The organism is Ralstonia sp. Ralssp110 (assembly GCF_047325135.1).
GTDB lineage: Bacteria > Pseudomonadota > Gammaproteobacteria > Burkholderiales > Burkholderiaceae > Ralstonia > Ralstonia mojiangensis.
Genome location: NZ_CP168610.1, coordinates 1,908,458 through 1,930,501 on the forward strand (window position 1 = coordinate 1,908,458; position 22,044 = coordinate 1,930,501).

Annotated in this window: 21 protein-coding genes; 2 read left to right on the forward strand and 19 right to left on the reverse strand. The window is 62.5% G+C overall.

Features of this window, described 5'->3' with window-relative positions; translation table 11 throughout:
* Positions 1 to 197 precede the first annotated feature (197 nt).
* Positions 198 to 1,049 carry a pyruvate, water dikinase regulatory protein gene (locus ACEN9T_RS17840; RefSeq protein ID WP_092970530.1) on the forward strand — a complete coding sequence of 284 codons (852 nt, stop codon included), beginning with the start codon at positions 198 to 200 and terminating at the stop codon, positions 1,047 to 1,049.
* A 72-nt stretch (positions 1,050 to 1,121) separates the two neighbouring features.
* Here ACEN9T_RS17840 and ACEN9T_RS17845 read toward each other — a convergent pair whose 3' ends face one another.
* From ACEN9T_RS17845 to rpsB, 19 genes are all read right to left on the reverse strand, one after another.
* Positions 1,122 to 2,018, reverse strand: a complete 897-nt coding sequence (locus ACEN9T_RS17845) for a metal-dependent hydrolase (protein WP_092970532.1) — start codon at positions 2,016 to 2,018, stop codon at positions 1,122 to 1,124.
* A gap of 32 nt (positions 2,019 to 2,050) precedes the next feature.
* On the reverse strand, positions 2,051 to 3,859 hold the full coding sequence (locus ACEN9T_RS17850) for an SDR family oxidoreductase (protein WP_413706657.1): 1,809 nt from the start codon (positions 3,857 to 3,859) through the stop codon (positions 2,051 to 2,053).
* Positions 3,860 to 3,876: 17 nt separating this feature from the next.
* Complete coding sequence (locus ACEN9T_RS17855) at positions 3,877 to 4,752, reverse strand: M24 family metallopeptidase (protein ID WP_413706658.1); 876 nt, start codon at positions 4,750 to 4,752, stop codon at positions 3,877 to 3,879.
* A gap of 142 nt (positions 4,753 to 4,894) precedes the next feature.
* A complete protein-coding gene (locus ACEN9T_RS17860; RefSeq protein ID WP_413706659.1) occupies positions 4,895 to 5,677 on the reverse strand; it encodes a TrmH family RNA methyltransferase in 783 nt (260 codons plus the stop codon).
* A gap of 22 nt (positions 5,678 to 5,699) precedes the next feature.
* The gene (gene rnhB / locus ACEN9T_RS17865) at positions 5,700 to 6,398 is read right to left on the reverse strand and encodes a ribonuclease HII (protein ID WP_092970540.1); all 699 of its coding nucleotides are present in this window, start codon (positions 6,396 to 6,398) and stop codon (positions 5,700 to 5,702) included.
* A gap of 4 nt (positions 6,399 to 6,402) precedes the next feature.
* A complete protein-coding gene (gene lpxB / locus ACEN9T_RS17870; RefSeq protein WP_413708472.1) occupies positions 6,403 to 7,536 on the reverse strand; it encodes a lipid-A-disaccharide synthase in 1,134 nt (377 codons plus the stop codon).
* A gap of 41 nt (positions 7,537 to 7,577) precedes the next feature.
* Positions 7,578 to 8,393, reverse strand: coding sequence for an acyl-ACP--UDP-N-acetylglucosamine O-acyltransferase (gene lpxA / locus ACEN9T_RS17875; protein WP_012761904.1), 816 nt, complete (start codon positions 8,391 to 8,393; stop codon positions 7,578 to 7,580).
* Positions 8,390 to 8,893, reverse strand: a complete 504-nt coding sequence (gene fabZ / locus ACEN9T_RS17880; RefSeq protein WP_092970542.1) for a 3-hydroxyacyl-ACP dehydratase FabZ — start codon at positions 8,891 to 8,893, stop codon at positions 8,390 to 8,392. Before fabZ ends, lpxA begins: the two co-directional genes overlap by 4 nt.
* A complete protein-coding gene (lpxD, locus tag ACEN9T_RS17885) occupies positions 8,890 to 9,963 on the reverse strand; it encodes a UDP-3-O-(3-hydroxymyristoyl)glucosamine N-acyltransferase (protein WP_413706660.1) in 1,074 nt (357 codons plus the stop codon). Before lpxD ends, fabZ begins: the two co-directional genes overlap by 4 nt.
* Before the next feature lie 10 nt (positions 9,964 to 9,973).
* Positions 9,974 to 10,525, reverse strand: coding sequence for an OmpH family outer membrane protein (locus ACEN9T_RS17890; RefSeq protein WP_413706661.1), 552 nt, complete (start codon positions 10,523 to 10,525; stop codon positions 9,974 to 9,976).
* Positions 10,525 to 12,822 carry an outer membrane protein assembly factor BamA gene (gene bamA / locus ACEN9T_RS17895; RefSeq protein WP_024975789.1) on the reverse strand — a complete coding sequence of 766 codons (2,298 nt, stop codon included), beginning with the start codon at positions 12,820 to 12,822 and terminating at the stop codon, positions 10,525 to 10,527. The genes ACEN9T_RS17890 and bamA overlap by 1 nt, the downstream gene beginning before the upstream one ends.
* A gap of 115 nt (positions 12,823 to 12,937) precedes the next feature.
* Complete coding sequence (gene rseP, locus ACEN9T_RS17900) at positions 12,938 to 14,326, reverse strand: RIP metalloprotease RseP (RefSeq protein ID WP_413708473.1); 1,389 nt, start codon at positions 14,324 to 14,326, stop codon at positions 12,938 to 12,940.
* 86 nt (positions 14,327 to 14,412) lie between these two features.
* Positions 14,413 to 15,603, reverse strand: coding sequence for a 1-deoxy-D-xylulose-5-phosphate reductoisomerase (ispC, locus tag ACEN9T_RS17905; RefSeq protein WP_413706662.1), 1,191 nt, complete (start codon positions 15,601 to 15,603; stop codon positions 14,413 to 14,415).
* An 11-nt stretch (positions 15,604 to 15,614) separates the two neighbouring features.
* Positions 15,615 to 16,433, reverse strand: a complete 819-nt coding sequence (locus tag ACEN9T_RS17910; RefSeq protein WP_092970552.1) for a phosphatidate cytidylyltransferase — start codon at positions 16,431 to 16,433, stop codon at positions 15,615 to 15,617.
* Between the two features lie 3 nt (positions 16,434 to 16,436).
* Positions 16,437 to 17,213: a polyprenyl diphosphate synthase gene (uppS, locus tag ACEN9T_RS17915; protein WP_413706663.1), complete on the reverse strand. Its 777-nt coding sequence runs from the start codon at positions 17,211 to 17,213 to the stop codon at positions 16,437 to 16,439.
* Between the two features lie 52 nt (positions 17,214 to 17,265).
* Positions 17,266 to 17,826 carry a ribosome recycling factor gene (gene frr, locus ACEN9T_RS17920; protein ID WP_092970556.1) on the reverse strand — a complete coding sequence of 187 codons (561 nt, stop codon included), beginning with the start codon at positions 17,824 to 17,826 and terminating at the stop codon, positions 17,266 to 17,268.
* 175 nt (positions 17,827 to 18,001) lie between these two features.
* On the reverse strand, positions 18,002 to 18,712 hold the full coding sequence (pyrH, locus tag ACEN9T_RS17925; protein WP_009238238.1) for a UMP kinase: 711 nt from the start codon (positions 18,710 to 18,712) through the stop codon (positions 18,002 to 18,004).
* Positions 18,713 to 19,004: 292 nt separating this feature from the next.
* Entirely contained in the window at positions 19,005 to 19,883 is an 879-nt protein-coding gene (gene tsf, locus ACEN9T_RS17930) for a translation elongation factor Ts (protein ID WP_024975795.1), read from the reverse strand.
* A 250-nt stretch (positions 19,884 to 20,133) separates the two neighbouring features.
* On the reverse strand, positions 20,134 to 20,877 hold the full coding sequence (gene rpsB / locus ACEN9T_RS17935) for a 30S ribosomal protein S2 (RefSeq protein ID WP_004626667.1): 744 nt from the start codon (positions 20,875 to 20,877) through the stop codon (positions 20,134 to 20,136).
* A gap of 304 nt (positions 20,878 to 21,181) precedes the next feature.
* On the opposite strand from rpsB, the gene map reads away from it, so the two are divergent.
* Entirely contained in the window at positions 21,182 to 22,006 is an 825-nt protein-coding gene (map, locus tag ACEN9T_RS17940; protein WP_413706664.1) for a type I methionyl aminopeptidase, read from the forward strand.
* Positions 22,007 to 22,044: the final 38 nt, after the last annotated feature.

Sequence of the window (22,044 nt, forward strand, 5' to 3'; positions counted from 1 at the left end):
ATGCGCACGGGGCTTTCTTCTTGTCGTCTGGCCGCGCGAATCGCTTGGCTAAACCATCCGGATGCCCTGCCAGGATTGCCGCCGTGGCGTTGCCCAGCAGGCGATAGGCCCGAATTGCTTAGCTAAACGATCGCCGCTATTCTACCGTGCCGCAGCACGATTTCCTGCTGGCGTGCTGTAAAAACCCCTCGTTTTCGATGACCGACTTCGCCACCGCATCTCCCAACCGCACACCGTTCCGCACCGTTTTCATTGTGTCGGATGGCACCGGGATCACCGCAGAAACGTTCAGCCACTCGATCCTGGCGCAGTTTGAGATGAAATTCCGCCAGGTGCGGATTCCCTTTGTCGACACGATCGACAAGGCGCATGTTGCCGTCGCAAAGATCAACGAAGCGTTTCACGCCGAAGGGGTCAGGCCGATCGTCTTCACCACATTGGTGGATGCCGAGGCAAACGAGATCGTCCATCGGGCCAAGGCCACCATCCTGGACATGTTCCAGACCTTCATCGAGCCGCTCGAGAAGGAGCTGAACCTCAAGTCGACCCACGCCATCGGCCGCTTTCACCAGAACGCCGACACCGAGGCGTACAAAAACCGCATCGAAGCGATCAACTTTTCACTTGCGCACGATGACGGGCAGTCACACAAGAACTTGGCCGAGGCGGATGTGATCCTGGTGGGGGTATCGCGCAGCGGCAAGACGCCGACCAGCCTGTACCTTGCGATGCAATATGGCGTGAAATCGGCCAATTACCCGCTCATTCCAGACGATTTCGAGCGCGGCAAGCTGCCCACGGTGCTGTACGACTACAAGAGCAAGATTTTCGGGCTGTCGATCGATCCTCAGCGCCTGTCGGAAATCCGCAATGAACGTCGCCCAGGCAGCAAATATGCCGCCCTGGAAAATTGCCGCTACGAGATCAATGAAGCCGAATCGATGATGCGGCGCGAGGGCATCAAGTGGCTGTCGTCAACGCACAAGTCGATCGAAGAGATTGCCACGACGATCCTGCAGGACGTCAAGATGGACCACAACAACTACTGAGCGCGCGGTACTCCCAAGCCTCAAACGCAACGGCCGGCATTGCACCGGCCGTTTTGCTTTTCTGCTGCCCAGTCAGGCGCGATCGCGCACCCAGTTGCCGCCATGCGCCGCGGCTTGCGCTGCTGGCGACGTTTCCAGATAGGCCAGCGCCTGCTCGGTCGAGCCTTCGTGATGCGGCGTATAACTGGGCCGGAAGTAGCGCAGCGCGGCCCCGAGCATTTTCCAGAACGATGGCAGGCAGTGACGCCGCGAGCCATGCCACCAGCCGCGGATAAAGCCAGGGAACTTGCCCGCCCCCGGATCGCGCTTGAACATGAAGCGGAAGCCCGTCACCAGGAAGTACAGCAGCAACAGGATCGTGGTCAGCATGTGGAAGCAGCGCTCAAGATACGAGCCGCCCATGTGCCGAAAGATGTCGAACGCGACGGTGCGGTGCTCAACCTCTTCTGCACCGTGCCAGCGCAGCAAGTCCAGCATGACAGGATCGGCGTGGGCGGCATCCAGCCCCTTTGCATTGAGCACCCAGTTGCCCAGATAGCCGAAAAAGTGCTCAAGCGCAGCGATGATGCCGAGCTGCTGCCGCAGCCAGAAGCGCGTGTGGCCGATCCTCAGACCCAGCGGCTGTTCGCCAAGCACCTGGGAGAACAGCCAGTCGAGGCGCTTGGTGAAAGGCTGGGTATCGATGCCGTGGTCTTTGTAGTAGTGCGTCAGCACGCCGCCATGCGAGCGCGAGTGGACGGCCTCCTGGCGCAGGAATCCCTCGGCGTCGGCGCGCAGCTTGGTGTCGGTAATCAGCGGCAGCGCCTTGTTGTAGACGCGGCAAAACCACAGCTCACCGGCGGGAAACAGCAGGTTCAGGATGTTGATGATGTGTGTGCTGGACGGGTCGCCCGGAATCCATTGGATGGGCGTGTCCTTCCAGTCGAAACGAACGTGGCGGGCCTTGATGAAGTAATCGGGCGCGGTCATGGTGGTCTCCTGATGTTCTTGCCTGCGCGGGCTCAATGCCCCGCCATGCTTACGCGCGCGATCAGCCGGCTGAGCCACTGTGCATAGCGCGAGATGAAGCGCGACGAGTGCGCCTCGATGCCAATCGTGACAACGGGCTTGTTGCGCTGAACCGCCCTGAACATGGCTTTCGCCACGGTCTCGGGCTTGAGGCCGCGCAGCTGGTAGAGCTTGGTTGCGCGGGCGCGCAGCTGGGCCTGTTGCGCCTCGGTCGTGCCGGCGTAGACGGTAGAGGCCATGATTCCGGTCTCGGCAAAACCGGGGCAGATGGCCGACACGCCGATGCCCTGCCCGGCCAGCTCGCCGCGCATGCATTCGGACAGCATCAGCACCGCGGCCTTCGTCGTCGCATAGGCGGCAAGATCGCGCGATGGCGCAAAGGCGGCCGCCGATGCGGTGTTCAGGATGTGCCCGCCCTGCCCGCGCGCGACCATCTGTTTGGCGAACAGCCGGGCGCCATGGATCACGCCCCACACGTTCACGTGCAATATGCGTTGCCAATCGCGCTCGGACGTGTCGACAATGCCGCCCGCCATGCCGATGCCCGCGTTGTTGACGACGATGTCGGCGCCGCCGAGGTCCTTGCCGACCCAATCGACCAACGCTTCCATCTGCTCGGCATTCCCGACGTCGGCGGTACGCGCCCACGCCTTGCCGCCGGTGAGGCGAATGAGCTTGGCGGTGCGCTCTGCGTCTTCGGCTCGTATGTCGACGGCGACAATGGCTGCGCCTTGCTCCGCGAATTCCAGCGCCGCGCAACGGCCAATGCCGCTACCGGCCCCCGTGATGACGGCGAGCTTGCCGGAGAGCGGTTTGCGCTCGCCATGCTGACGCGCGCGTTGCAGTGCTTCGGATTCCGGCTTGCCCTCGGCATGCTCGATCAGCTCGCGCGCCATTTCCGCCATGCGTGCGGCATGCGTGACGGGCAGCCAATGCCGCGCTACCACTTCACGGCGCCAATACTGCGGCACCCAGCGCGAGAGGTCTTCGGACAACGCGGGGCTGACGTACTTGTCCAGCGTAGGCACGATCACCTGCACCGGCGCGTGGGCGACACGCTTGCGCGGCGTGAACAAGCTGCGGATGAAGTTGGCGCGATACAGCGACACACCGCGCACGCCATCGGCCGTCTGCGTGGCGCGCGGCACGATGGCGGTCTTCTCCACGCGACGCAGCACATGCGGCCACGCGCGCCCGAGCCACAGGCGCCAGCTCAGTTCCGGCACGATCGGCAAATGAAACAGCAACACGTACCACGAGCGCACGAGCTGCCCCAACATCTTGCCCAGCGACGACGGCGTCGGCCGCAGCAGCCGCGCGCGCATCCAGTAGCCCACGTGGTCCAGGCAAGGCCCTGAGCACGATGTGTATGACGCAATGCGCCCGCGCAGGCGCTCCTCCGTCAGGAATTCCCATGACTGGATCGAACCCCAGTCGTGCGCGATCAGGTGCACGGGCTTGCCTGGGCTCAGCGTATCGATCACGGCGATGAAGTCGTCGGTCAATCGCGCGAAGGTGTAATTGCGCATCCCTTTGGGCGAACTTGACTTGCCGGCACCACGCACGTCGTAGGCAATGACGTAGTAGTCGCGCGCGAGCAGCGGTGCCATCTCGTGCCAGACCTCGCTGTTGTCAGGGTAGCCGTGCACGAGTACGACGGTCGGATGCGCCGGGTCGCCCCAGGTCTTGACGGCGAGCGCGACGCTGCCGGACTGCACCGTCCGCGCCGAATAGTCTTTGGTTGAAACCGCTGCGGTCGATTCGAACAACGCCAGCGGAGCCTCTTCAAGCAGCGTTTTCATGTGAGCCTCCTCGCACGTCAAGCGGCACGCTGCTGCGCAAGCTGGCGTTGCTGCCAGCGGCGCACGTGCGGCAGATCGTCGTCGAGCCAGTAGGCGTCGTCTTCGGTGACGACGAGCAGCTCTTCGAACTTGGCCCCGACGCCGTGGAAGCCCAGGTGCGGTTCGACAGCCCACAGGCCCGGCACCGGCGCGTGTTCGGATCGACGGTCAATCGACCACAGCGGCGACCACCCTTCCTGCTTGCCACTGCGTACCTGGTCGAGGATCAGATTGCGCGTGGCATTCAACCCGAACCGCGCAACGAAACGCGGCTTGGATGGGCTGTCCAGCTTGGCCACGCGATGCGCCAGCACTTTGAACGGATACGCCTTGTGACGCGGCTCCACGCCCTGCTTCATGCAGAGCTGGTCCACCGCACGTGCCACGTCGGCCATCGACCGACGCTCGCGAATCAGGCACACGATCAGTTCGCGATGCGCCATCAGATCGTCCTGCAGTTGTTCGAGGATGGCGTTCTCGCCAAGGCACATGGCATAGCCCACATCGGCGATCACGCCATTGCGCACGGGCGCCACGTCCAGGATGACCGGCATGTTCTCCTCCAGCCGCCGCGACGACGGAAAGAACGCCAGGTTAAAGCCGGCCATGTGCGTCAAGCCCGAAAAGCCCTGGAACGCCGTGCGATCGCCAAACCAGGCGAACGGCTTGTGCAGCCAGTCCTGGACGCCACGATCGCAGAGCCACTCAGTGAGCAGCTTGGCCGCGTCCTTCTCGGTCATGCCGGGGCGCAGCATCCCGCCGACGGCCTCGACGCACGCGTAGGCGAGTTGCTGGATTTCGCGGAACTGGGCGAGTTCGTCGACAGGGACGCGCGCCAGGGTGGGGTTCGGCATGCCGGCCTCCTTGAGTGTGGTTATCGGGGGCGCTCATTGGCGCCGCGCCCAATGTTCCATTACTCAATGGCAAAGTCAATGCGGGACTTTTCTGGCGTTTGAAAACGCCGTGTGACCGGTAATCGACAGAGAAAAAGAGGGATTAGCCCGCGCGGCGTTGTCGCACGGCCTCAAACAGACAGATGGCTGCTGCGGCAGCCACATTGAGCGATTCCATGCCGCCCGGTTGCGGAATCGTCACAGGCGTCGTCACGGCAGAAAGCCATTCTTCTGACACGCCCGCGCCCTCGTTTCCGAACACCCAGCCGACGGGCGCCTTGAGCGGCACATCAAATACAGCCTGCTTGGCGTGCGACGACGTCGCCAACAGCGGCACTTGAAGCCGCGAATGCACGCTCTCGAACGTGCAGTGTTCAACGATGTTCAGGTGGAAATGCGCGCCCATGGCGGCGCGCAATGTCTTGGCCGACCACGCGAACGCGCAGCCCTGCGTCATGAACACATCACGCACACCGGCAGCAGCCGCACAGCGCAAGATTGAACCGACGTTGCCGGCATCCTGAATGCCATCAAGAATCACGCAATCCACATCAATGGTTTGCGGCAACTTGCCTTCCGGCGTCTCGACCAGGGCCATCAGATCGACGCCGTTGACGACGGTGGTGAGCTGAGCAAACAGGTTGTCCGCCAGCAGAATGACGGTATCCGGATCAACGCGCTCGAGCACCGCGGCCACTTCCGGGTGCCGGATGTGGCGCTCGGAAACTAGGCATTGTGCCGGCATGTGGCCCGCATCCAGATACGCCGTGACCAGATGCACGCCATCGAGCATGGATTGCCCCGCGCGCCGACGATGCTGCGTCGAGCCCGAAAGCGCCTTGAGATGCTTGAACACCGCGTTGTCGCGGGAAGTGATGTGCTTCACGAATGGGCCCAGCAGAAAAAGGTCAGTCGTCCCAAGCGCTGCCCGCAGCGGTGGTTTCGATACTGATAGCGCTCATCCCTTCCAGCGCACGACGCACGGGCGCGAACGAGCGGCGATGATGGGGTGTCACACCATGCAGGTCGATCGCCGCCAGATGCTGCGGCGTGCCATAGCCGGCATGGACGTCAAAACCGTAGAGCGGAAACTCGATATGCAGCGCCGCCAGTTGGCGATCGCGCGTCACCTTCGCCAGGATGGATGCCGCTGAAATGGCCGGCACCAGCGCATCGCCCTTGACGATGGCCTCCACCGCAAACGCGATCTGTGGGCAGCGATTGCCATCCACCTGCACGAGGTCGGGCAGCGTGCCCAACGCGGCCACGCCCTGCACCGCACGCTGCATGGCCAGCATGGTCGCGTGCAGGATGTTGATGCGATCGATTTCCTCGACGGTGGCTTCGGCCACGTGCCAGGCGAGCGCCTTTTCGACGATCTCGTCGTACAGCGCCTCGCGCTTCTTGGCGGTCAGGACTTTGGAGTCGGCCAAGCCCTTGATCGGCTTGCGCGGATTGAGAACGACCGCCGCAGCCGTCACCGGTCCTGCCAATGGCCCGCGTCCAGCCTCGTCCACACCACAAAGGATGCGACGCGCACGCTTGGCCGCCGGCTCTTGCGAGAGCAGCAGGCCAAGCTGGTCGGGATTGGGTTTGCGGGACGCCATGGGCTCAAAGCTTACCGCGACTGCGCAGCAGATCGACCACGACTTTCGCGCCGATCTCCGCCATGTTCTGCTTGAGCGTGAGGTGCATCTGCGTGAAGTGTTCCCGCAGGAACGTCGCGTTGCCATGGTCGCTCAACTGCAGCAACGTTTCACGCGCGAGTGCCTCGGGCGTTGCGTCATCCTGCAGCAATTCCGGTACGACAAAGCGGCCGGACAGGATGTTCGGCAGCCCCACGTACGGCAGATAACCCTTGCGCTTCATGATCTGCGCCGTCAGCCAGGGCACCTTGTACGTGATGACCATCGGCTTCTTGTACAACGCCGCTTCCAGCGTGGCCGTACCGCTGGCCAGCAGGATGACGTCAGCCGCTTCCATGGCTGCGTGCGACTGGCCATCAACGACCCACAGATGCAGTCCTGGGTGCTCGGCGCACATCGCATCGATACGCTCGCGCAGCGTCGCATTGGCCGCGGGCAGCACAAACGCCAGATCCGGCTCGACCGCCTGCATGCGCGACATCGCCGCAAACAGCGTCGGCCCGAGATGCTTCACTTCGGAATTCCGGCTACCCGGCAGCACCGCAACCACCTTGCGGCCCAACGGCAGCCCCAGGCGCGTGCGAGCGCCCTCCACGTCCGGCATCAGCGGAATCTCGTCCGCCAGCGGATGCCCGACGTAAGTGGCCGGAATGCCGGCCTTGGCGTAAATCTCGGGCTCGAACGGGAACAAGCAGAGGATATGGTCGACGGCGCGGGCGATCGTCTTGATACGGCCGGCACGCCACGCCCAGATCGACGGGCTCACGAAATGCACCACCGGCACACCCGCCTGCCGCATGGCGATCTCGACGTTGAAATTGAAGTCCGGCGCATCGACGCCGATGAAGGCTAGCGGCGGCCTCTCCAGCAGGTCTTGCTTGAGTTCCTTGCGGATCGTAAGAATCTCGCGCAGCTGGCCGAGCACTTCCACGTAGCCGTTGACCGACAGCTTGTGCATCGGCCAGTTCGACTGGAAACCCTGCTCCGTCATGCGGGTCCCGCCGATTCCGTTGTAGGCGATATCGGCGGGCAGTTGTGCGTGCAACCCCTTGAGCAGCAGCGAGGCCAACAAATCGCCGGAAGCCTCGCCGGCCACCATGCCGATGCGGCGCACCGGCGCGGTGTTCTGAAGCGACTCGCTCAACGCACGATGCCGCGCTTGGTAGCGGCGATGAAATCAGCAAACGCGGTCAACACCTCGCGCGTGGGGGCGTCATCCGTCTGAGCGATCTGGGCGGCGATTTCCGCCTTGGCCTGATCAAAACTCAGATCGCTCTTGTAAAGCAGCTTGTACGCTTGGCGCAGACCAGTGATCTGCTCGGCGGTAAAGCCACGGCGGCGCAAGCCTTCCACGTTGATGCCGTGCGGTGCGGCCTTGTTGCCGCCCTTGTCGCTTGCAGCAATCACGAACGGCGGCACATCCTGCACTAGCGCCGATGCGCCACCGAGCATGGCATGCGCGCCGATACGCACGAACTGGTGCACGCCCGACATGCCGCCGAGGATCGCCCAGTCACCGACTTCCACGTGACCCGCGATCTGCGCGTTGCTCGAGAACACCGTGTGGTTGCCCACGCGGCAATCGTGCGCGATATGCACGTAGGCCATGATCCAGTTATCGTCGCCGATGGACGTGATACCGGCATCCTGGGCAGTGCCGGTATGGATCGTGGTGAATTCGCGGATGGTATTGCGATCGCCGACGATCAGCTGCGTCGGCTCGTCGCGATACTTCATATCCTGCGGGCGGCCGCCCACCGATGCAAAGTGGCCGATGCTGTTGTCGCGACCCAGCGTCGTGTAGCCCTCGACCACCGTGTGGTGGCCGACGCGCGTGCCCGCACCCATGCGCACGTTCGGGCCCACGACCGTAAACGCGCCGATCTCGACGCTCGAATCGAGTTCGGCCTTCGGATCAATCTGCGCGGTCGGGTGGATCTTCTGTGCTTGCGTCATGCCTCGCCCTTGGACTTGTCTTCGCGCACGGCACACATGATTTCGGCTTCCACGGCGACTTCGCCGTCAACCTTGCCGTACACCTTGAACTTCCACATACCGCTCTTCGAGCGCAGCAGCTCAGCCGTCATCACAAGCTGGTCGCCCGGGATCACCTGCCGCTTGAAGCGTGCACCATCGATGCTCACGAACAGGTAGAGCTGGTTTTCCTTGCGCTCGTGGTCCGCCTCGCCGAAAGTCAGCAGCGCTGCGGTTTGCGCGAGCGCCTCGAGCATCAACACGCCCGGCATCACCGGATGGCCAGGGAAGTGCCCGTTGAAGAACGGCTCGTTGAACGTCACGTTCTTGATGGCCGTAATCGACTTGCGCGGCTCCAGCGAAATCACGCGGTCAACCAGCAGCATCGGGTAGCGATGCGGCAGCAGGTCGAGAATCTTCTTGATGTTGAAATCGCAGACGACGCTGGGGGTCGCGCTCGTCGCATTCGTTGCTTCGGTCATGATTGTTGCTGCAGGTCTTTGACCCGCTGTTCCAGTTGTTGCAACCGTTCGCGCATGCGCGTCAGGCCTCGGACGATGGCTGCGTTACGCTCCCAGTCGCCGTGCGGCATGAATGGGAAAACGCTGGTGAAATGGCCACCGGGCTTGGTGATGGATTTGGTAATGGAGGTGCCGCCCGAGACGGTCACGCGGTCCGCGATCGTCAGATGGCCGGCAAAATTGGCGGCCCCGCCGATGATGCAGTAGCGCCCGATCTTTGTGCTGCCCGAAATGGCAGCGCAGCCGGCGATAACGGTATAGGCGCCCACATGCACGTTGTGGGCGATCTGCACCTGGTTGTCGATCTTGCAGCCCTGCTCGACCACCGTATCGGCCATCGCACCTCGGTCGATGGCAGTGTTCGCGCCGATCTCTACGTCGTCGCCAATCACGGCCCGGCCGACCTGCGGAATCTTCACCCATTCGCCGCCCTGCGGACCGAAGTCGGGTGCAAAGCCGAAGCCATCCGCGCCGATCACGACGCCGCTATGCACAATGCAGCGCGCACCGACCACGCAGCCGTGGTAAATCGAAACGTTCGCGTAGAGCAGCGTGTCATCGCCAATGCGGGCACCGGCGCCAACGAAACTGTTGCCCACGATGCGCACACGCTCGCCGAGCACCGCGCCAGCTTCGATGGTTACGTTCGGGCCAATGGAGCACGACGCTGGCACCGTGGCGCCCTCTTCCACGCTGGCAGTCCGGTGAATGCCAGGCACAACGGGGCGCGCCGCCAGCGCAACAAAGCGCTGGGCGACACGAGCAAACGCAGCATACGGGTTGGCAGCGATGAGCCAGTTCCGGCCAGCAGCGTGGCCTTGGCTTTCAAGTGTTTCCAGATCACGGGGCGACACGATGATCGCCCCCGCACCGGAACTCACTGCCTGATTGAGGTACAGCGGATTGGAGAGAAAAGCGAGCTGATCGGCGCCCGCTTGATCCAGCGGCGCGATCGACTTGACGATCAGGCCTGCGTCACCCTGGACGGTCGCGCCGAGCGACGCAGCAAGTTCACCAAGCGAAAACGACATGCGAACAACCTCATTTGGCCGATTGTGAATTCAGCGACTTGAGCACTTCGTCTGTGATGTCGATGCGCGGGTTCACGTACACGGCTTCCTGCACGATCAGGTCGTACTTGCGCTGCTCTGCAATCGAACGGATCACACGGTTGGCGCGCTCGAGCACCTGGGCCAGCTCTTCGTTGCGGCGTTGGTTCAGGTCTTCACGGAATTCACGCTGCTTGCGCTGGAAGTCGCGATCCAGGTCCGACAGTTCACGCTGACGGCGGGTGCGATCGGAATCGGCCAGCACGGCCGAATCCTTGTCCAGCTTGTCCGACATGCCCTTGAGCTTGGCGGCCATGTCCTGCAGCTCGCGGTCGCGCTTGGCGAACTCGGTTTCCAGCTTGGCCTGGGCGGCCTTGGCAGGCTGCGAGTCGCGCAGGATGCGCTCGGAATTGACAGCGGCGATGCGCGCTTCCTGCGCCATCGCCGGCAGCGCAAAGCTGGCGGCGGCAAGTGCGGCGAAAGCAGCGGACGCGCCCATGCGGGACAACGTGATGCGCGTGGATTTCATGATGAATGCAGTCATTAGAATGCAGTCCCGATCTGGAACTGGAAGCGTTGCGTTTGATCTTCGGTCTTGCGCTTGATCGGGAAGCCCATGCTGATCTTGAGCGGACCGATCGGCGACAGCCACGACAGACCGAAACCAGTCGAGTAGCGCATGTCGCCGAGCTTGTATGGCTGACCTTCGGCGAACACGTTACCGTAGTCAAAGAACGTGAACAGGCGGACGGTGCGGTCCACGCCCGAACCCGGCAGCGGGAAAATGAATTCCACGTTGCCGACGAACTTGCTGGCGCCACCGATGGCCACGCCGTTGGCGTCGCGCGGGCCCAGCGTGCTGGTTTCGTAACCGCGCACCGAGCCAATACCGCCGGCGTAGTAGTTCTTGAACACCGGGAAGTCCTTGCCGCCGTAACCGTGGCCGTACCCGATTTCGTTGTTGAACGCCATCGTGAACGACTTCGACAGCGGGTAGAAATACTGGTGCTGATAGTACGCGCGGAAGTACTGCAGATCGCCGCCCGGAATACCGAACTCCAGGTTGGCCTGCTGATAGCGGCCACGCGTCGGCACCAGCGCACTGTCACGCTGATCCTTCGACCAGCCAATAGTGATCGGGAAGTTGTTGGTGATACGGCCGTTCTTCGCGACGTAGTTCTGGTAGGCCAGCGGCGTGTTGGTTGTCACGTCGATAGTCGTGCGCTCGTAGCCAATGCCGAAGAAGACGGTATCGGTTTCCGAGAACGGCACGCCAAACTTGACGTTGCCACCCTGTTGCACGACACGATAGTCTTGGTCACCCGTGTAGTACAGCGGGCGGTACGTGCGGTAGTACAGCTCGGTTGAACGACTGATGCCATCCACCGTGAAGTACGGATCGAACTGCGTCACAGCAATGGTGCGGTTCGACTTGGACGTGTTCACATCCAGGCCGAGGCTCGTGCCGGAGCCGAACACGTTGTCCTGACGGATACCCGCCGACAGCACCAGCTTGTCGGTCGACGAGAAGCCCACGCCCAGGTTGATCTGGCCGGTCGGCTTTTCGGTCACGTTGACGTTCACATCGACCTGGTCGGTCGTACCGGGCACGTCTTCCGTCGTGATGTTCGCATCGGTGAAGTAACCCGTACGGTTCACGCGGTTCTGCGAAAGCTGCAGCTTCTCGCCGTCGAACCACGAGGCTTCCATCTGGCGCATTTCGCGGCGCACGACTTCGTCGCGGGTCTTGCTGTTGCCGACAACGTTCACGCGGCGCACATACACGCGGCGGCCCGGATCGACCACCAACGTGAGCGCAACCGTGCGGTCCTTCTGGTTGATCTGCGGCTGCGGATTGATGGTGGCGAAAGCGTAACCGTACGTGCCAAGCAAATCGGTAATCGACTTGGTCGTCGACGACAGCTTGGCCGAAGAGAAGACATCGCCCTGCTTGAGCTTGATGAGCTTCTCCATCTCGGCCTGCTTGCCCAGCAGCTCGCCGGTCAGCTTGATGTCCGATACCTTGTACTGCTCACCCTCGTGGATGTTCAGCGTCAGGTAAATATCCTTCTTGTCGGGCGTGATCGATACCTGGGTCGACTCGATGGCGAATTCCAGGTAGCCACGATCCAGATAGAACGAGCGCAGCGCTTCCAGGTCAGCCGTGAGCTTCTGCTTGGAGTACAGATCGTTCTTGGTGTACCACGACAGCCAGTTCGGCGTGGACAGTTGCATCTCGTCGCGCAGGTCGCCTTCCTTGAAGGCCTTGTTGCCGACGATATTGATCTGGCGAATCTTGGCGGTCGGACCTTCGTCCACCGTGAACGTGATCGACACACGGTTGGCATCGACCGGCGTAACGGTGGTCGTCACCTCGGCAGCGTAGTAGCCGCGCGAAACATACTGGCGCTTGATTTCCTGCTCGGCACGGTCGATGAGAGACTTGTCGTAGTAACGGGCCTCAGCCACACCCACGCCGCGCAGCGTGCGGCGCAGCGCTTCCTTGTCGAACTCTTTGAAGCCGATGAACTCAAGCTGCGAGATCGCCGGACGCTCTTCCACGCGCACCACCAGCACATTGCCTTCGGAGCGGATCTGAACGTCCTTGAAGAAGCCGGTGTTGTAGAGCGCGCGAATCGATTCCGCGCCCTTCTCGTCGGTGAAGGTCTCACCCACCTTCACAGGCAGATAGCCGAACACGGTGCCCGGCTCGACGCGCTGCACCCCCTCCACGCGAATGTCCTTGACGACGAACGGCTCCACTGCATGAGCCTGACCGGCAGTAACGGTCAGCACGGAAGCCGCCAGCACGCTGAGCGGGAAGCGATGTTGTCTGATCAATCTAATCCCCTAGTTGGATTCAATCGGAATCCACTTCTGAGTGTTTTCAAAACCCTGAGTTGCCCGCTCACGCCGGTGGCAACGATGCAGCTAACCGACCCAGTTTGAATACGGTCTAGCCACGAGTCAGAAACAACCGACTCAAATCGTTGTACAGGGCGAGCGAAGTGAGAAGCAGGATGCAGGCGACGCCGATCTTCTGAAGGACTGCTTGCCAGGATTCCGGCACGGGTCGGCCAGTCAAAAATTCCACGCAATAATACAGCAAATGCCCCCCATCCAATACCGGAACGGGCAATAAGTTCAGCACGCCGAGGCTGACGCTGATCAACGCGAGAAAGCTCACAAACGTCTGCCAGCCAAGGCTTGCCGCCTTGCCCGCAAAGTCCGCCACCGTGATCGGTCCGCTCAGGTTCTGCAGCGATGCCTGACCGACGATCATCTTGCCCAGGACCTGGAGCGACAGCACCGAAGTCCGCCAGACCTCGCCCACGGCGTGACCCAAGGCGGCAACCGACTCGTCTCGGATCATCGCCGTTTCCACCTTCTGGTTGAGCTGCGCGCCGAGCTTGCCGATCTTCGGCCCCGCGGGGTTCTTGGGATCGGCGTCGGCATCTGGGCGAACGGGCAACGTCATGGGCTGATCGTTGCGCAGAATATCGATCGACGCGTTTTGCTCAGGCATGGCGCGGATCTGGCGGATGAGGTCCATCGCCTGATCGGCGGGCTGGCCCGCGAAGCGAACGATCTGATCGCCAGCTTTCAACCCGGCGCGTGCCGCGGCACTGGCAGGAAGCACGTCGACAATGGTGACGGGACCGCCCAGCAGGCGCAAACCGATCTGGTCAATCACGTCTGCCTGCGGCGTACGGGCCGCGCTCGGCAAGCCGTGCAGACGGACGGTGCGCTCGGCACCATCGGTGCCGCGCACTTGTACAAGCGCGTCGCGCCCCGCGATGCCGGCCGAATACAACCGCATGCGGACATCGCTCCAGCTGCGCACGGGCGCAGGTGTTTCATCGTCCGTGCCGATTGCGATCACGCGGTCCCTGGCATGCAGGTCGGCCTGGGCGGCAATGCTGCCAGGTGGCGGAGCGCCGAGGATAGGCAACGGCTCGATTGCGCCGACCCATGCCAGCACTGCATAGAGCGCAATCGCGAGCAGGAAATTGGCGATAGGGCCAGCAGCCACGATGGCAAACCGCTTGTAGACCGGCTGTTGATCGAAGGTACGCGGGAGGTCTTCGGGGAAGATGGGCGGGTCTTTCTCGGGGTCTCGCGATCCCTCGCCCAGCATCTTGACGTAGCCGCCCAGCGGAATGGCGCAGATCGTCCATTCGGTGCGGTCAGGGCCGCGGCCCACATGGCGGAACAGCACCTTGCCGAAGCCAACGGAAAACCGGAGCACCTTCACGCCGCACAGGCGCGCGACGCTGTAGTGGCCCAATTCGTGAATGACGATCAGTACCGCGATCGCAAAGACAAACGCTAAAACGGTCTGCAAAACCTTCTCCGGATGCACTGAAGGGCACGCGCGGGGCTGCGCCGCGCGAAGCCGCTATGTTACTCGCTTGCTCTGACAGCGCGCTTTCACGCGGCCGGCAGTTGCGCGCATACGGTCGCGATATAGCGTTCAGCCTGCAGACGCGCTTGGGCGTCGGCTTCAAAAACAGTGTCGAGCGAGTCGGCGGGCACGATGGAGGTACGGGAGAGCGTGTCGCCCACCACGGCTGCAATCTCGGTGAACCGGATGCGGCGCTGCAAAAATGCTTCGACAGCCACCTCGTTGGCCGCGTTCAGTGCAGCAGGTGCCGTACCACCGGCGCGCAGTGCGTCAAAGGCCAGCGCCAAGCAAGGGAAACGCCGCAGGTCCGGCGCCTCGAACGTCAGCGCGCCCGTGGTGACAAGATCGAGCAGCGGAACACCGGCGTCGATGCGTTCGGGATATGCCAAGCCGTAGGCAATCGGCGTGCGCATGTCCGGGTTGCCGAGCTGCGCCAGCACCGAGCCATCGTCGTAGCCAACCATCGAATGGATGACACTCTGCGGGTGGATCAGGACTTCGAGATGCTCGACAGGCACGCCGAACAGCCAGTGGGCCTCGATCACCTCCAGCCCCTTGTTCATCATGGTGGCGGAGTCGACGGAGATCTTGCGTCCCATGACCCAGTTCGGATGCGCGCAAGCCTGATCTGGCGTGACATCCGCAAGGGACTCCACAGCGCGCGTGCGGAACGGGCCACCCGATGCCGTCAGCACGATGCGCGACACGCCCCGCGCGAACTGCGGAACTTGCTGCGGCAAGCATTGGAAGATGGCGTTGTGCTCGCTGTCGATCGGGAGCACGGTGGCGCCATACTGACGCACGGCGTCCATGAAGAGCGCGCCGGACATCACCAGCGCCTCCTTGTTGGCCAGTAGCACGCGCTTGCCGGCGCGCACGGCGGCAAGCGTCGGACGCAAGCCGGCCGCCCCAACGATAGCGGCCATCACGGCATCGCAGTCGGGGTGGGCGGCAGCCTCTTCCAAGGCCTCGGTGCCAGAACGGATTTCGATGCCGTCAGCATCTGCGCCAAGCTGGTCACGCAATGCCTCCGCCGCCGCGACCGAACCCAGCACCGCCATCTTCGGGCGAAACTCACGGCATAGCACCGCGAGCTTGTCGGCCTGCGCGTTGGCGGTTAGTGCAAAAACGCTGTACTTGTCGGGATGACGGCGCACCACGTCGAGCGTGCTGTCGCCAATGGAGCCGGTGGCGCCAAGAACGGTCAAACGCATCATGTTCAGACGCCTCAGGAAATCAGCAGCGCAGCCAGCGGAAACACCGGCAGCAGCGCGTCGATGCGATCGAGCACACCGCCGTGGCCGGGCAACAGGCCGCTGCTGTCTTTCATGCCGACCTGACGCTTGAGCAGGGATTCAAACAAATCACCGCCAATGCTTGCAGCGACGAGCAAGATGGTCAGCGCCAGAGCCGTGACCGCGCCGCGCTGGTCCAACTCGTACGAGAACCACGTCGGTGCAAACCAATGCGTGATGCCGGCCACGCTGGCGATCACCGCAACCAGCACGGCACCGCCGATTGCGCCTTCCCACGACTTGCCCGGGCTGATGGTCGGAGCAAGCTTGCGACGACCAATGGCCTTGCCGACAAAATACGCGCCAACATCGGCCGCCCACACGAGCAATGCCACCGAAAGCAAAAAGGCGACGCCATGCGTGCGTAATTCAATGGCGCCATGCACGAACGCGGGCAGCATCACCAAGCCCAACAGCGTGAACACGACCCTGCGCGTGCCATGCAACTCGCGCACGCCGCCCGCCAGCAACGCCCAGGCGATCACCCATGCGATCACCGCGCCATGGAACAACGGCTGCACATCACCGCGAATGGGAATGTCGTGCCAGGCGATCGTCAGCATGACGACAACGACCGCATAGAGAATCGGCCCCCACCAGCCGGGCAGGCGCACGAGACGTCCCCACTCCCACGCGGCGAGGGCTGCAAATACCGTCACGAGCCCGGCCAGGCCGGCGGGCGGCGCGAAGAACAGAATGGGCAGGATGACAATCAGCAGGCAGACAGCGGTAATGACGCGAGTCAGCAGCATGTGTCAGGCTCCGGCGGATAGCGCGGGGGGAACATCGGGCTCGAGCTGCGCGCTGGTACGGCCGAAGCGGCGCTCGCGGTTGCGATACCACGCAAAGGCGCGATCGAGTTCTGCGGCATCGAAGTCGGGCCAATAGCGATCGGTGAAGTACAGCTCGGAATAGGCAAGCTGCCACAGCAGAAAGTTGCTGATGCGCTGCTCGCCGCCGGTGCGGATAAACAGATCCGGCTCCGGCGCGTAAGACAGGGCCATGTACGGCGCAAGCATTTCTTCCGTGACGGCGTCGGGTGCAATGCCCGGCTGCGCCGCCAACAAGGCGCGCATGGCTTGCAGGATGTCCCAGCGCCCACCGTAGTTGGCGAGGATCGTGACAGTCAGACCGGGGTTGGCAGCCGTCTTGGTCTCAGCTTCGCGAATCAAAAGCTGGATGCGCGGGCTGAACGCCGACAAATCGCCCACCACGCGCAGGCGGATGCCGTTGTCATGGAGCTTGCTCACTTCGCGGCGCAGGGCCGTCATGAACAGCTTCATGAGAAAGGTGACTTCCTCGGCCGGACGGCGCCAGTTTTCGGAACTGAAGGCAAACAGCGTCAGGTAGCCGACGCCACGTCGCGCAGCAGCTTCAACAGTGGCACGTACGGCGTCGAGGCCGCGACTATGCCCGGCCACGCGCGGCAGATGCCGTTCGGTGGCCCAGCGGCCGTTACCGTCCATGATGACGGCAACGTGGCGCGGCGTATCGGCGGTGTCAGGCACCGCCAGTGTGGAACTAATATGCATGAATCGGGCTTCCCGCCACCTGCGCCCAATGCGCCGGCGGCAGGAGACGGCCTTACACCGTCATGATTTCCTTGTCTTTCTCGGCGACCAGCTTGTCGATCTCGGCGACGAACTTGTCGGTCAGCTTCTGAACGTCGTCTCCGCCGCGACGCTCGTCGTCTTCCGAGATGGCCTTGTCCTTCACCAGCTTCTTGAGCTGTTCGTTGGCATCGCGACGCAGGTTGCGCACGGCCACCTTGGCATCTTCGCCCTCACCCTTCACGACCTTGGTCAGTTCCTTGCGACGCTCCTCGGTCAGTGCGGGAGTCGGCACGCGAATGATGTCACCCATGGTTGCGGGGTTCAGGCCGAGGTCCGCTTCACGGATGGCCTTCTCGACGGCTTGCACCATCTTCTTTTCCCACGGTTGCACGCCAATCGTGCGTGCATCCACCAGGGTCACGTTGGCCACCTGGCTGATCGGCACCATCGAGCCGTAGTAGTCGACTTGCACGTGATCGAGCAGACCGGTGTGGGCACGGCCAGTACGGATCTTGGCCAGATCCGTCTTGAGAGCCTCGATCGACTTCTGCATCTTCTGCTCGGCATTCTTTTTGACATCGGCGACGCTCATACTTCCTCCGAACGATAACGGCGGCCTGCCAACTTGCGCCCCGGAAAACGACACAGGGCACCGGCAAGACCAAAAAGACAATAGGCGATTTTACATGGAAGCCGCTCGCCAACGCCATTTACGCAGGGTCAGCGAACGGTAAAAAAGGTGCCTGCAAGCAGGCTCGCCGCTGGCTTTAGACGTGCACCAGCGTGCCTTCGTCTTCACCCAGGATCACCCGCTTGAGTGCGCCCGGTTTCTGGATCGAGAACACCTTGATTGGCAGCTTCTGATCTCGGCACAGCGCAAATGCAGTCGCATCCATCACCTGCAGGTTGCGCGAGATGGCTTCGTCGAACGTGATGGTGGTGTAGCGGGTGGCGCTCGGGTCCTTCTTCGGATCGGCGGTGTACACGCCGTCCACCTTGGTGGCCTTGAGGACGATCTCAGCACCGATTTCCGAGCCGCGCAGTGCAGCGGCGGTGTCGGTCGTGAAGAACGGGTTGCCGGTGCCGGCGGCGAAAATCACGATCTTCCCTTCTTCCAACTGGCGGATCGCGCGGGGACGGATATACGGCTCGACCACTTGGTCCAGCCGCAGCGCCGATTGCACACGGCCTTCGAGGTTGGCATGACGCATGGCGTCTTGCAGGGCCAGGGCGTTCATCATGGTGGCCAGCATGCCCATATAGTCGGCCGTGGCGCGGTCCATGCCGGCGGCGCCGCCCGCGACACCGCGGAAGATGTTGCCGCCGCCGATCACCACTGCCACCTGCACGCCCAGCTTCACGATTTCGGCGATATCGTTAACCATCCCTTCGATGGTGCTGCGGTTGATGCCAAAGGCATCGTCGCCCATCAGGGCTTCGCCGGAAAGTTTGAGTAGAACGCGCTTATAGGCAGGCATGGAGATCCTCGTGACGATTCCTGGTACGGGAAACAGGAAAAGGGAAATGACGCTGCGGATATGACAACGATGCGCAAAGCGGGGACTTCGCACATCCCGCAACCTTCTTGCGCGGAAGCCGTCAGAAAACACCCCCGACGATGCCCGCGCAAGCAGGCTGCACCTGCAAACAGGGCACCTTTCGGTGCCCTGTTTGTTCGGCATTATACGGCTGCGCCAATGGTGGATACGACACCTCCCGGCCTGCGCCGGGGTGTGAATCGCCGCACCATCGAAAACGGCCGTCGCAGCATTACGCCTGTTGCTTGGCAGCGGCCACCTGGGCAGCCACTTCAGCAGCGAAGTCGTCTTGCTTCTTCTCGATGCCCTCGCCCACCACGTACAGCGTGAAAGCCTTCACGGTCGTGTTGGCAGCCTTGAGCATTTGCTCAACGGTTTGCTTGTCGTTCTTCACGAACGGCTGGTTCAGCAGCGAGACTTCCTTCAGGTACTTCTGCACGCTGCCTTCCACCATCTTGGCAACGATTTCAGCCGGCTTGCCCGATTCCGCGGCCTTCTGTTCAGCAACACTGCGCTCCTTGGCAACCAGCTCGGCCGGCACGTCATCAGCCGACAGCGACACCGGCTTCATGGCGGCAGCCTGCATTGCTGCATCCTTGGCCGCCACTTCGTTGCCTTCGAATGCCACCATCACGCCGATGCGAGTGCCGTGCAGGTACGAAGTCAGCTGGGTGCCTTCAAAACGCTGGAAGCGGCGGATCGTCATGTTCTCGCCGATCTTGCCGATCAGGCGGGTACGCACGGCCTCAACGGTTTCGTCGCCGATCGACAGCGCCGACAGGGCAGCCACATCAGCCGGGTTCTTCTGAGCGATCAGCTTGGCAACATCGTTGGTGAAGGCCAGGAAATCGTCGTTCTTCGAGACGAAGTCGGTTTCGCAGTTCACTTCGACCAGGGCGCCCGTGGTGCCCTCGACGAACGCGGCAACCACGCCTTCAGCGGTGACGCGGCTCGAAGCCTTGCCGGCCTTGTTGCCCAGCTTCACGCGCAGGATCTCTTCGGCCTTTTCCAGGTTGCCTTCGGCTTCGGTCAGGGCCTTCTTGCATTCCATCATCGGCGCGTCGGTCTTCGCGCGCAGTTCTGCAACCATGCTTGCGGTAATTGCCGCCATTCTCATGCTCCTTGTTTCAGATCGTCGTCCGGTCGCAAGCGGAATCTTCGCCTCGCGCCGGCCTGTCGTCCGGTTTCCATCCGGCCGCCCCACGAAATACGACGCGCGTGGGACATCCGCATGACAAATTTCAAAAAAAAGGGGCGTTTGTTACGCGCCCCTGTCTGGCCATCGGCCCCGATGCGTTGCACCGGGTGCGGCCTGGCACACGTCCCGCGCATTCAAGCCGCGGGCGCACGCCTTCTTGTCTTTAGCCTTCTTGGACTTCGACGAAGTCGTCGCCACCGCGAGCAGCTTCAACCACTTCCTGAACCGCATTGGCGCGGCCTTCCAGGATCGCGTCTGCCACGCCGCGCACGTAAAGTGCAACAGCCTTGCTCGAGTCGTCGTTACCCGGGATGACGTAGTCGATGCCTTCCGGCGAGTGGTTCGTGTCAACCACGCCGATCACCGGAATGCCCAGCTTAGCGGCTTCGGTCACGGCAATCTTGTGGTAGCCAACGTCCACCACGAAGATGGCGTCCGGAATGCCGCCCATGTCCTTGATGCCGCCAATGGACTTCACCAGCTTGTCCATTTCGCGCTCGAACATCAGCGCTTCCTTCTTGCTCATGGTTTCGGTCGCGCCGGCTTCCTTGGCGACTTCCATGTCCTTCAGGCGCTTGATCGAGGTCTTGACCGTCTTGAAGTTGGTCAGCATGCCGCCGAGCCAGCGGCTGTCGACGAACGGCATACCTGCGCGAGCCGCTTCTTCAGCCAGGATCTCGCGCGATTGACGCTTCGTGCCGACGAACAGAATGGTGCCCCGGTTGGCTGCCAGCTGGCGCACGTACTTCAGTGCGTCCTGGTACATCGGCAGCGTCTTTTCCAGGTTAATGATGTGAATCTTGTTGCGATGGCCGAAGATGAAGGGGGCCATCTTGGGGTTCCAGAAGCGAGTCTGGTGGCCAAAGTGGACACCGGCTTCCAGCATTTCGCGCATGGTCACGGACATGAAATTCTCCAGTCGGGTTAGGTCTGAAGCCGCCTCAGACATCCGTTGCATGCGTTACGACGGACACCCGCGGTGAAGCGGCTCGCGATTTCAAGCGCCACCGACCACACGGCCAGCGACTGCTTAGCCAGCGATTATAGCGGCAAAAACCCAATCGACTCAAGACCTTCCGAGCATTCGCAGCAAACGGGCCGAGGCTGGCGCCCAGCGCCCGAAAACCCCGGCAGGGGCGCTTTGGTGCGATAATTCACACTTTAGCCACGACGCGGCGCTTCGCGCGCTTGCGTGCAGAAAGAGTCACAGCATGGCCGTTACCATTCACACCGCCGAAGACATTGCGCAAATGCGCGTGGCCTGCCGGCTTGCGTCCGAAGTTCTGGACTACATCACCCCGTTCGTAACTCCCGGCGTGACCACGGGCAAACTCAACGAGCTGTGCCACGCTTACATGCGTGACGTGCAAGGCACTGTGCCGGCGCCGCTGAACTATGCGCCACCGGGCTATCCGCCCTTCCCAGCATCGATCTGCACGTCGGTCAACGATGTGATTTGCCACGGCATTCCGGGCGACAAGGCGCTCAAGAGCGGTGACATCGTCAACCTCGACATCACCGTCATCACCAAGGAAGGCTATTACGGCGACACCAGCCGCACCTTCGTCGTGGGTGAAGGGTCGATCCTCGCCAAGCGCCTGACCCAGGTGACATTCGAATGCATGTGGAAGGGCATCGCCGCGGTGCGTCCCGGTGCACGCTTGGGCGACATCGGCCACGTGATCCAGCAACATGCTGAAGCCGCAGGATATAGCGTGGTGCGCGAATATTGCGGCCACGGCATCGGCAAGAAATTCCACGAAGATCCGCAGATCCTGCACTACGGCCGCCCCGGCACCGGGATGGAGTTGAAGGCCGGCATGATCTTCACGATCGAACCGATGATCAACGCGGGCAAGCGCGATATCCGCACGATGCCGGACCAGTGGACCGTCAAGACGCGCGATCGCAGCCTGTCGGCGCAGTGGGAACACACGCTTCTGGTGACGGAGACCGGCCACGAAGTGCTGACCGTGTCGGCCTTGACGCCGCCGGCACCGGAATTCGTACACGAAGGCTCGCCGGCCACGGCCTGATCCTCGCGGGCGAGCCGCATCGTCAGCGGCAGCACCGT

Coding starts and splice junctions, on each gene's coding strand:
- uppS (WP_413706663.1), bottom strand. CDS start 17,213: ATGCATATTAGTTCCACACTGGCGGTGCCTGACACCGCCGATACGCCG.
- lpxA (WP_012761904.1), bottom strand. CDS start 8,393: ATGACGCAAGCACAGAAGATCCACCCGACCGCGCAGATTGATCCGAAG.
- ACEN9T_RS17845 (WP_092970532.1), bottom strand. CDS start 2,018: ATGACCGCGCCCGATTACTTCATCAAGGCCCGCCACGTTCGTTTCGAC.
- ACEN9T_RS17850 (WP_413706657.1), bottom strand. CDS start 3,859: ATGAAAACGCTGCTTGAAGAGGCTCCGCTGGCGTTGTTCGAATCGACC.
- ACEN9T_RS17910 (WP_092970552.1), bottom strand. CDS start 16,433: ATGCTGCTGACTCGCGTCATTACCGCTGTCTGCCTGCTGATTGTCATC.
- ACEN9T_RS17855 (WP_413706658.1), bottom strand. CDS start 4,752: ATGCCGAACCCCACCCTGGCGCGCGTCCCTGTCGACGAACTCGCCCAG.
- ispC (WP_413706662.1), bottom strand. CDS start 15,603: ATGATGCGTTTGACCGTTCTTGGCGCCACCGGCTCCATTGGCGACAGC.
- ACEN9T_RS17890 (WP_413706661.1), bottom strand. CDS start 10,525: ATGACTGCATTCATCATGAAATCCACGCGCATCACGTTGTCCCGCATG.
- tsf (WP_024975795.1), bottom strand. CDS start 19,883: ATGGCGGCAATTACCGCAAGCATGGTTGCAGAACTGCGCGCGAAGACC.
- lpxD (WP_413706660.1), bottom strand. CDS start 9,963: ATGTCGTTTTCGCTTGGTGAACTTGCTGCGTCGCTCGGCGCGACCGTC.
- ACEN9T_RS17840 (WP_092970530.1), top strand. CDS start 198: ATGACCGACTTCGCCACCGCATCTCCCAACCGCACACCGTTCCGCACC.
- frr (WP_092970556.1), bottom strand. CDS start 17,826: ATGAGCGTCGCCGATGTCAAAAAGAATGCCGAGCAGAAGATGCAGAAG.
- map (WP_413706664.1), top strand. CDS start 21,182: ATGGCCGTTACCATTCACACCGCCGAAGACATTGCGCAAATGCGCGTG.
- rpsB (WP_004626667.1), bottom strand. CDS start 20,877: ATGTCCGTGACCATGCGCGAAATGCTGGAAGCCGGTGTCCACTTTGGC.
- fabZ (WP_092970542.1), bottom strand. CDS start 8,893: ATGACCGAAGCAACGAATGCGACGAGCGCGACCCCCAGCGTCGTCTGC.
- lpxB (WP_413708472.1), bottom strand. CDS start 7,536: ATGGTGGCCGGCGAGGCTTCCGGCGATTTGTTGGCCTCGCTGCTGCTC.
- pyrH (WP_009238238.1), bottom strand. CDS start 18,712: ATGCCTGCCTATAAGCGCGTTCTACTCAAACTTTCCGGCGAAGCCCTG.
- rnhB (WP_092970540.1), bottom strand. CDS start 6,398: ATGGCGTCCCGCAAACCCAATCCCGACCAGCTTGGCCTGCTGCTCTCG.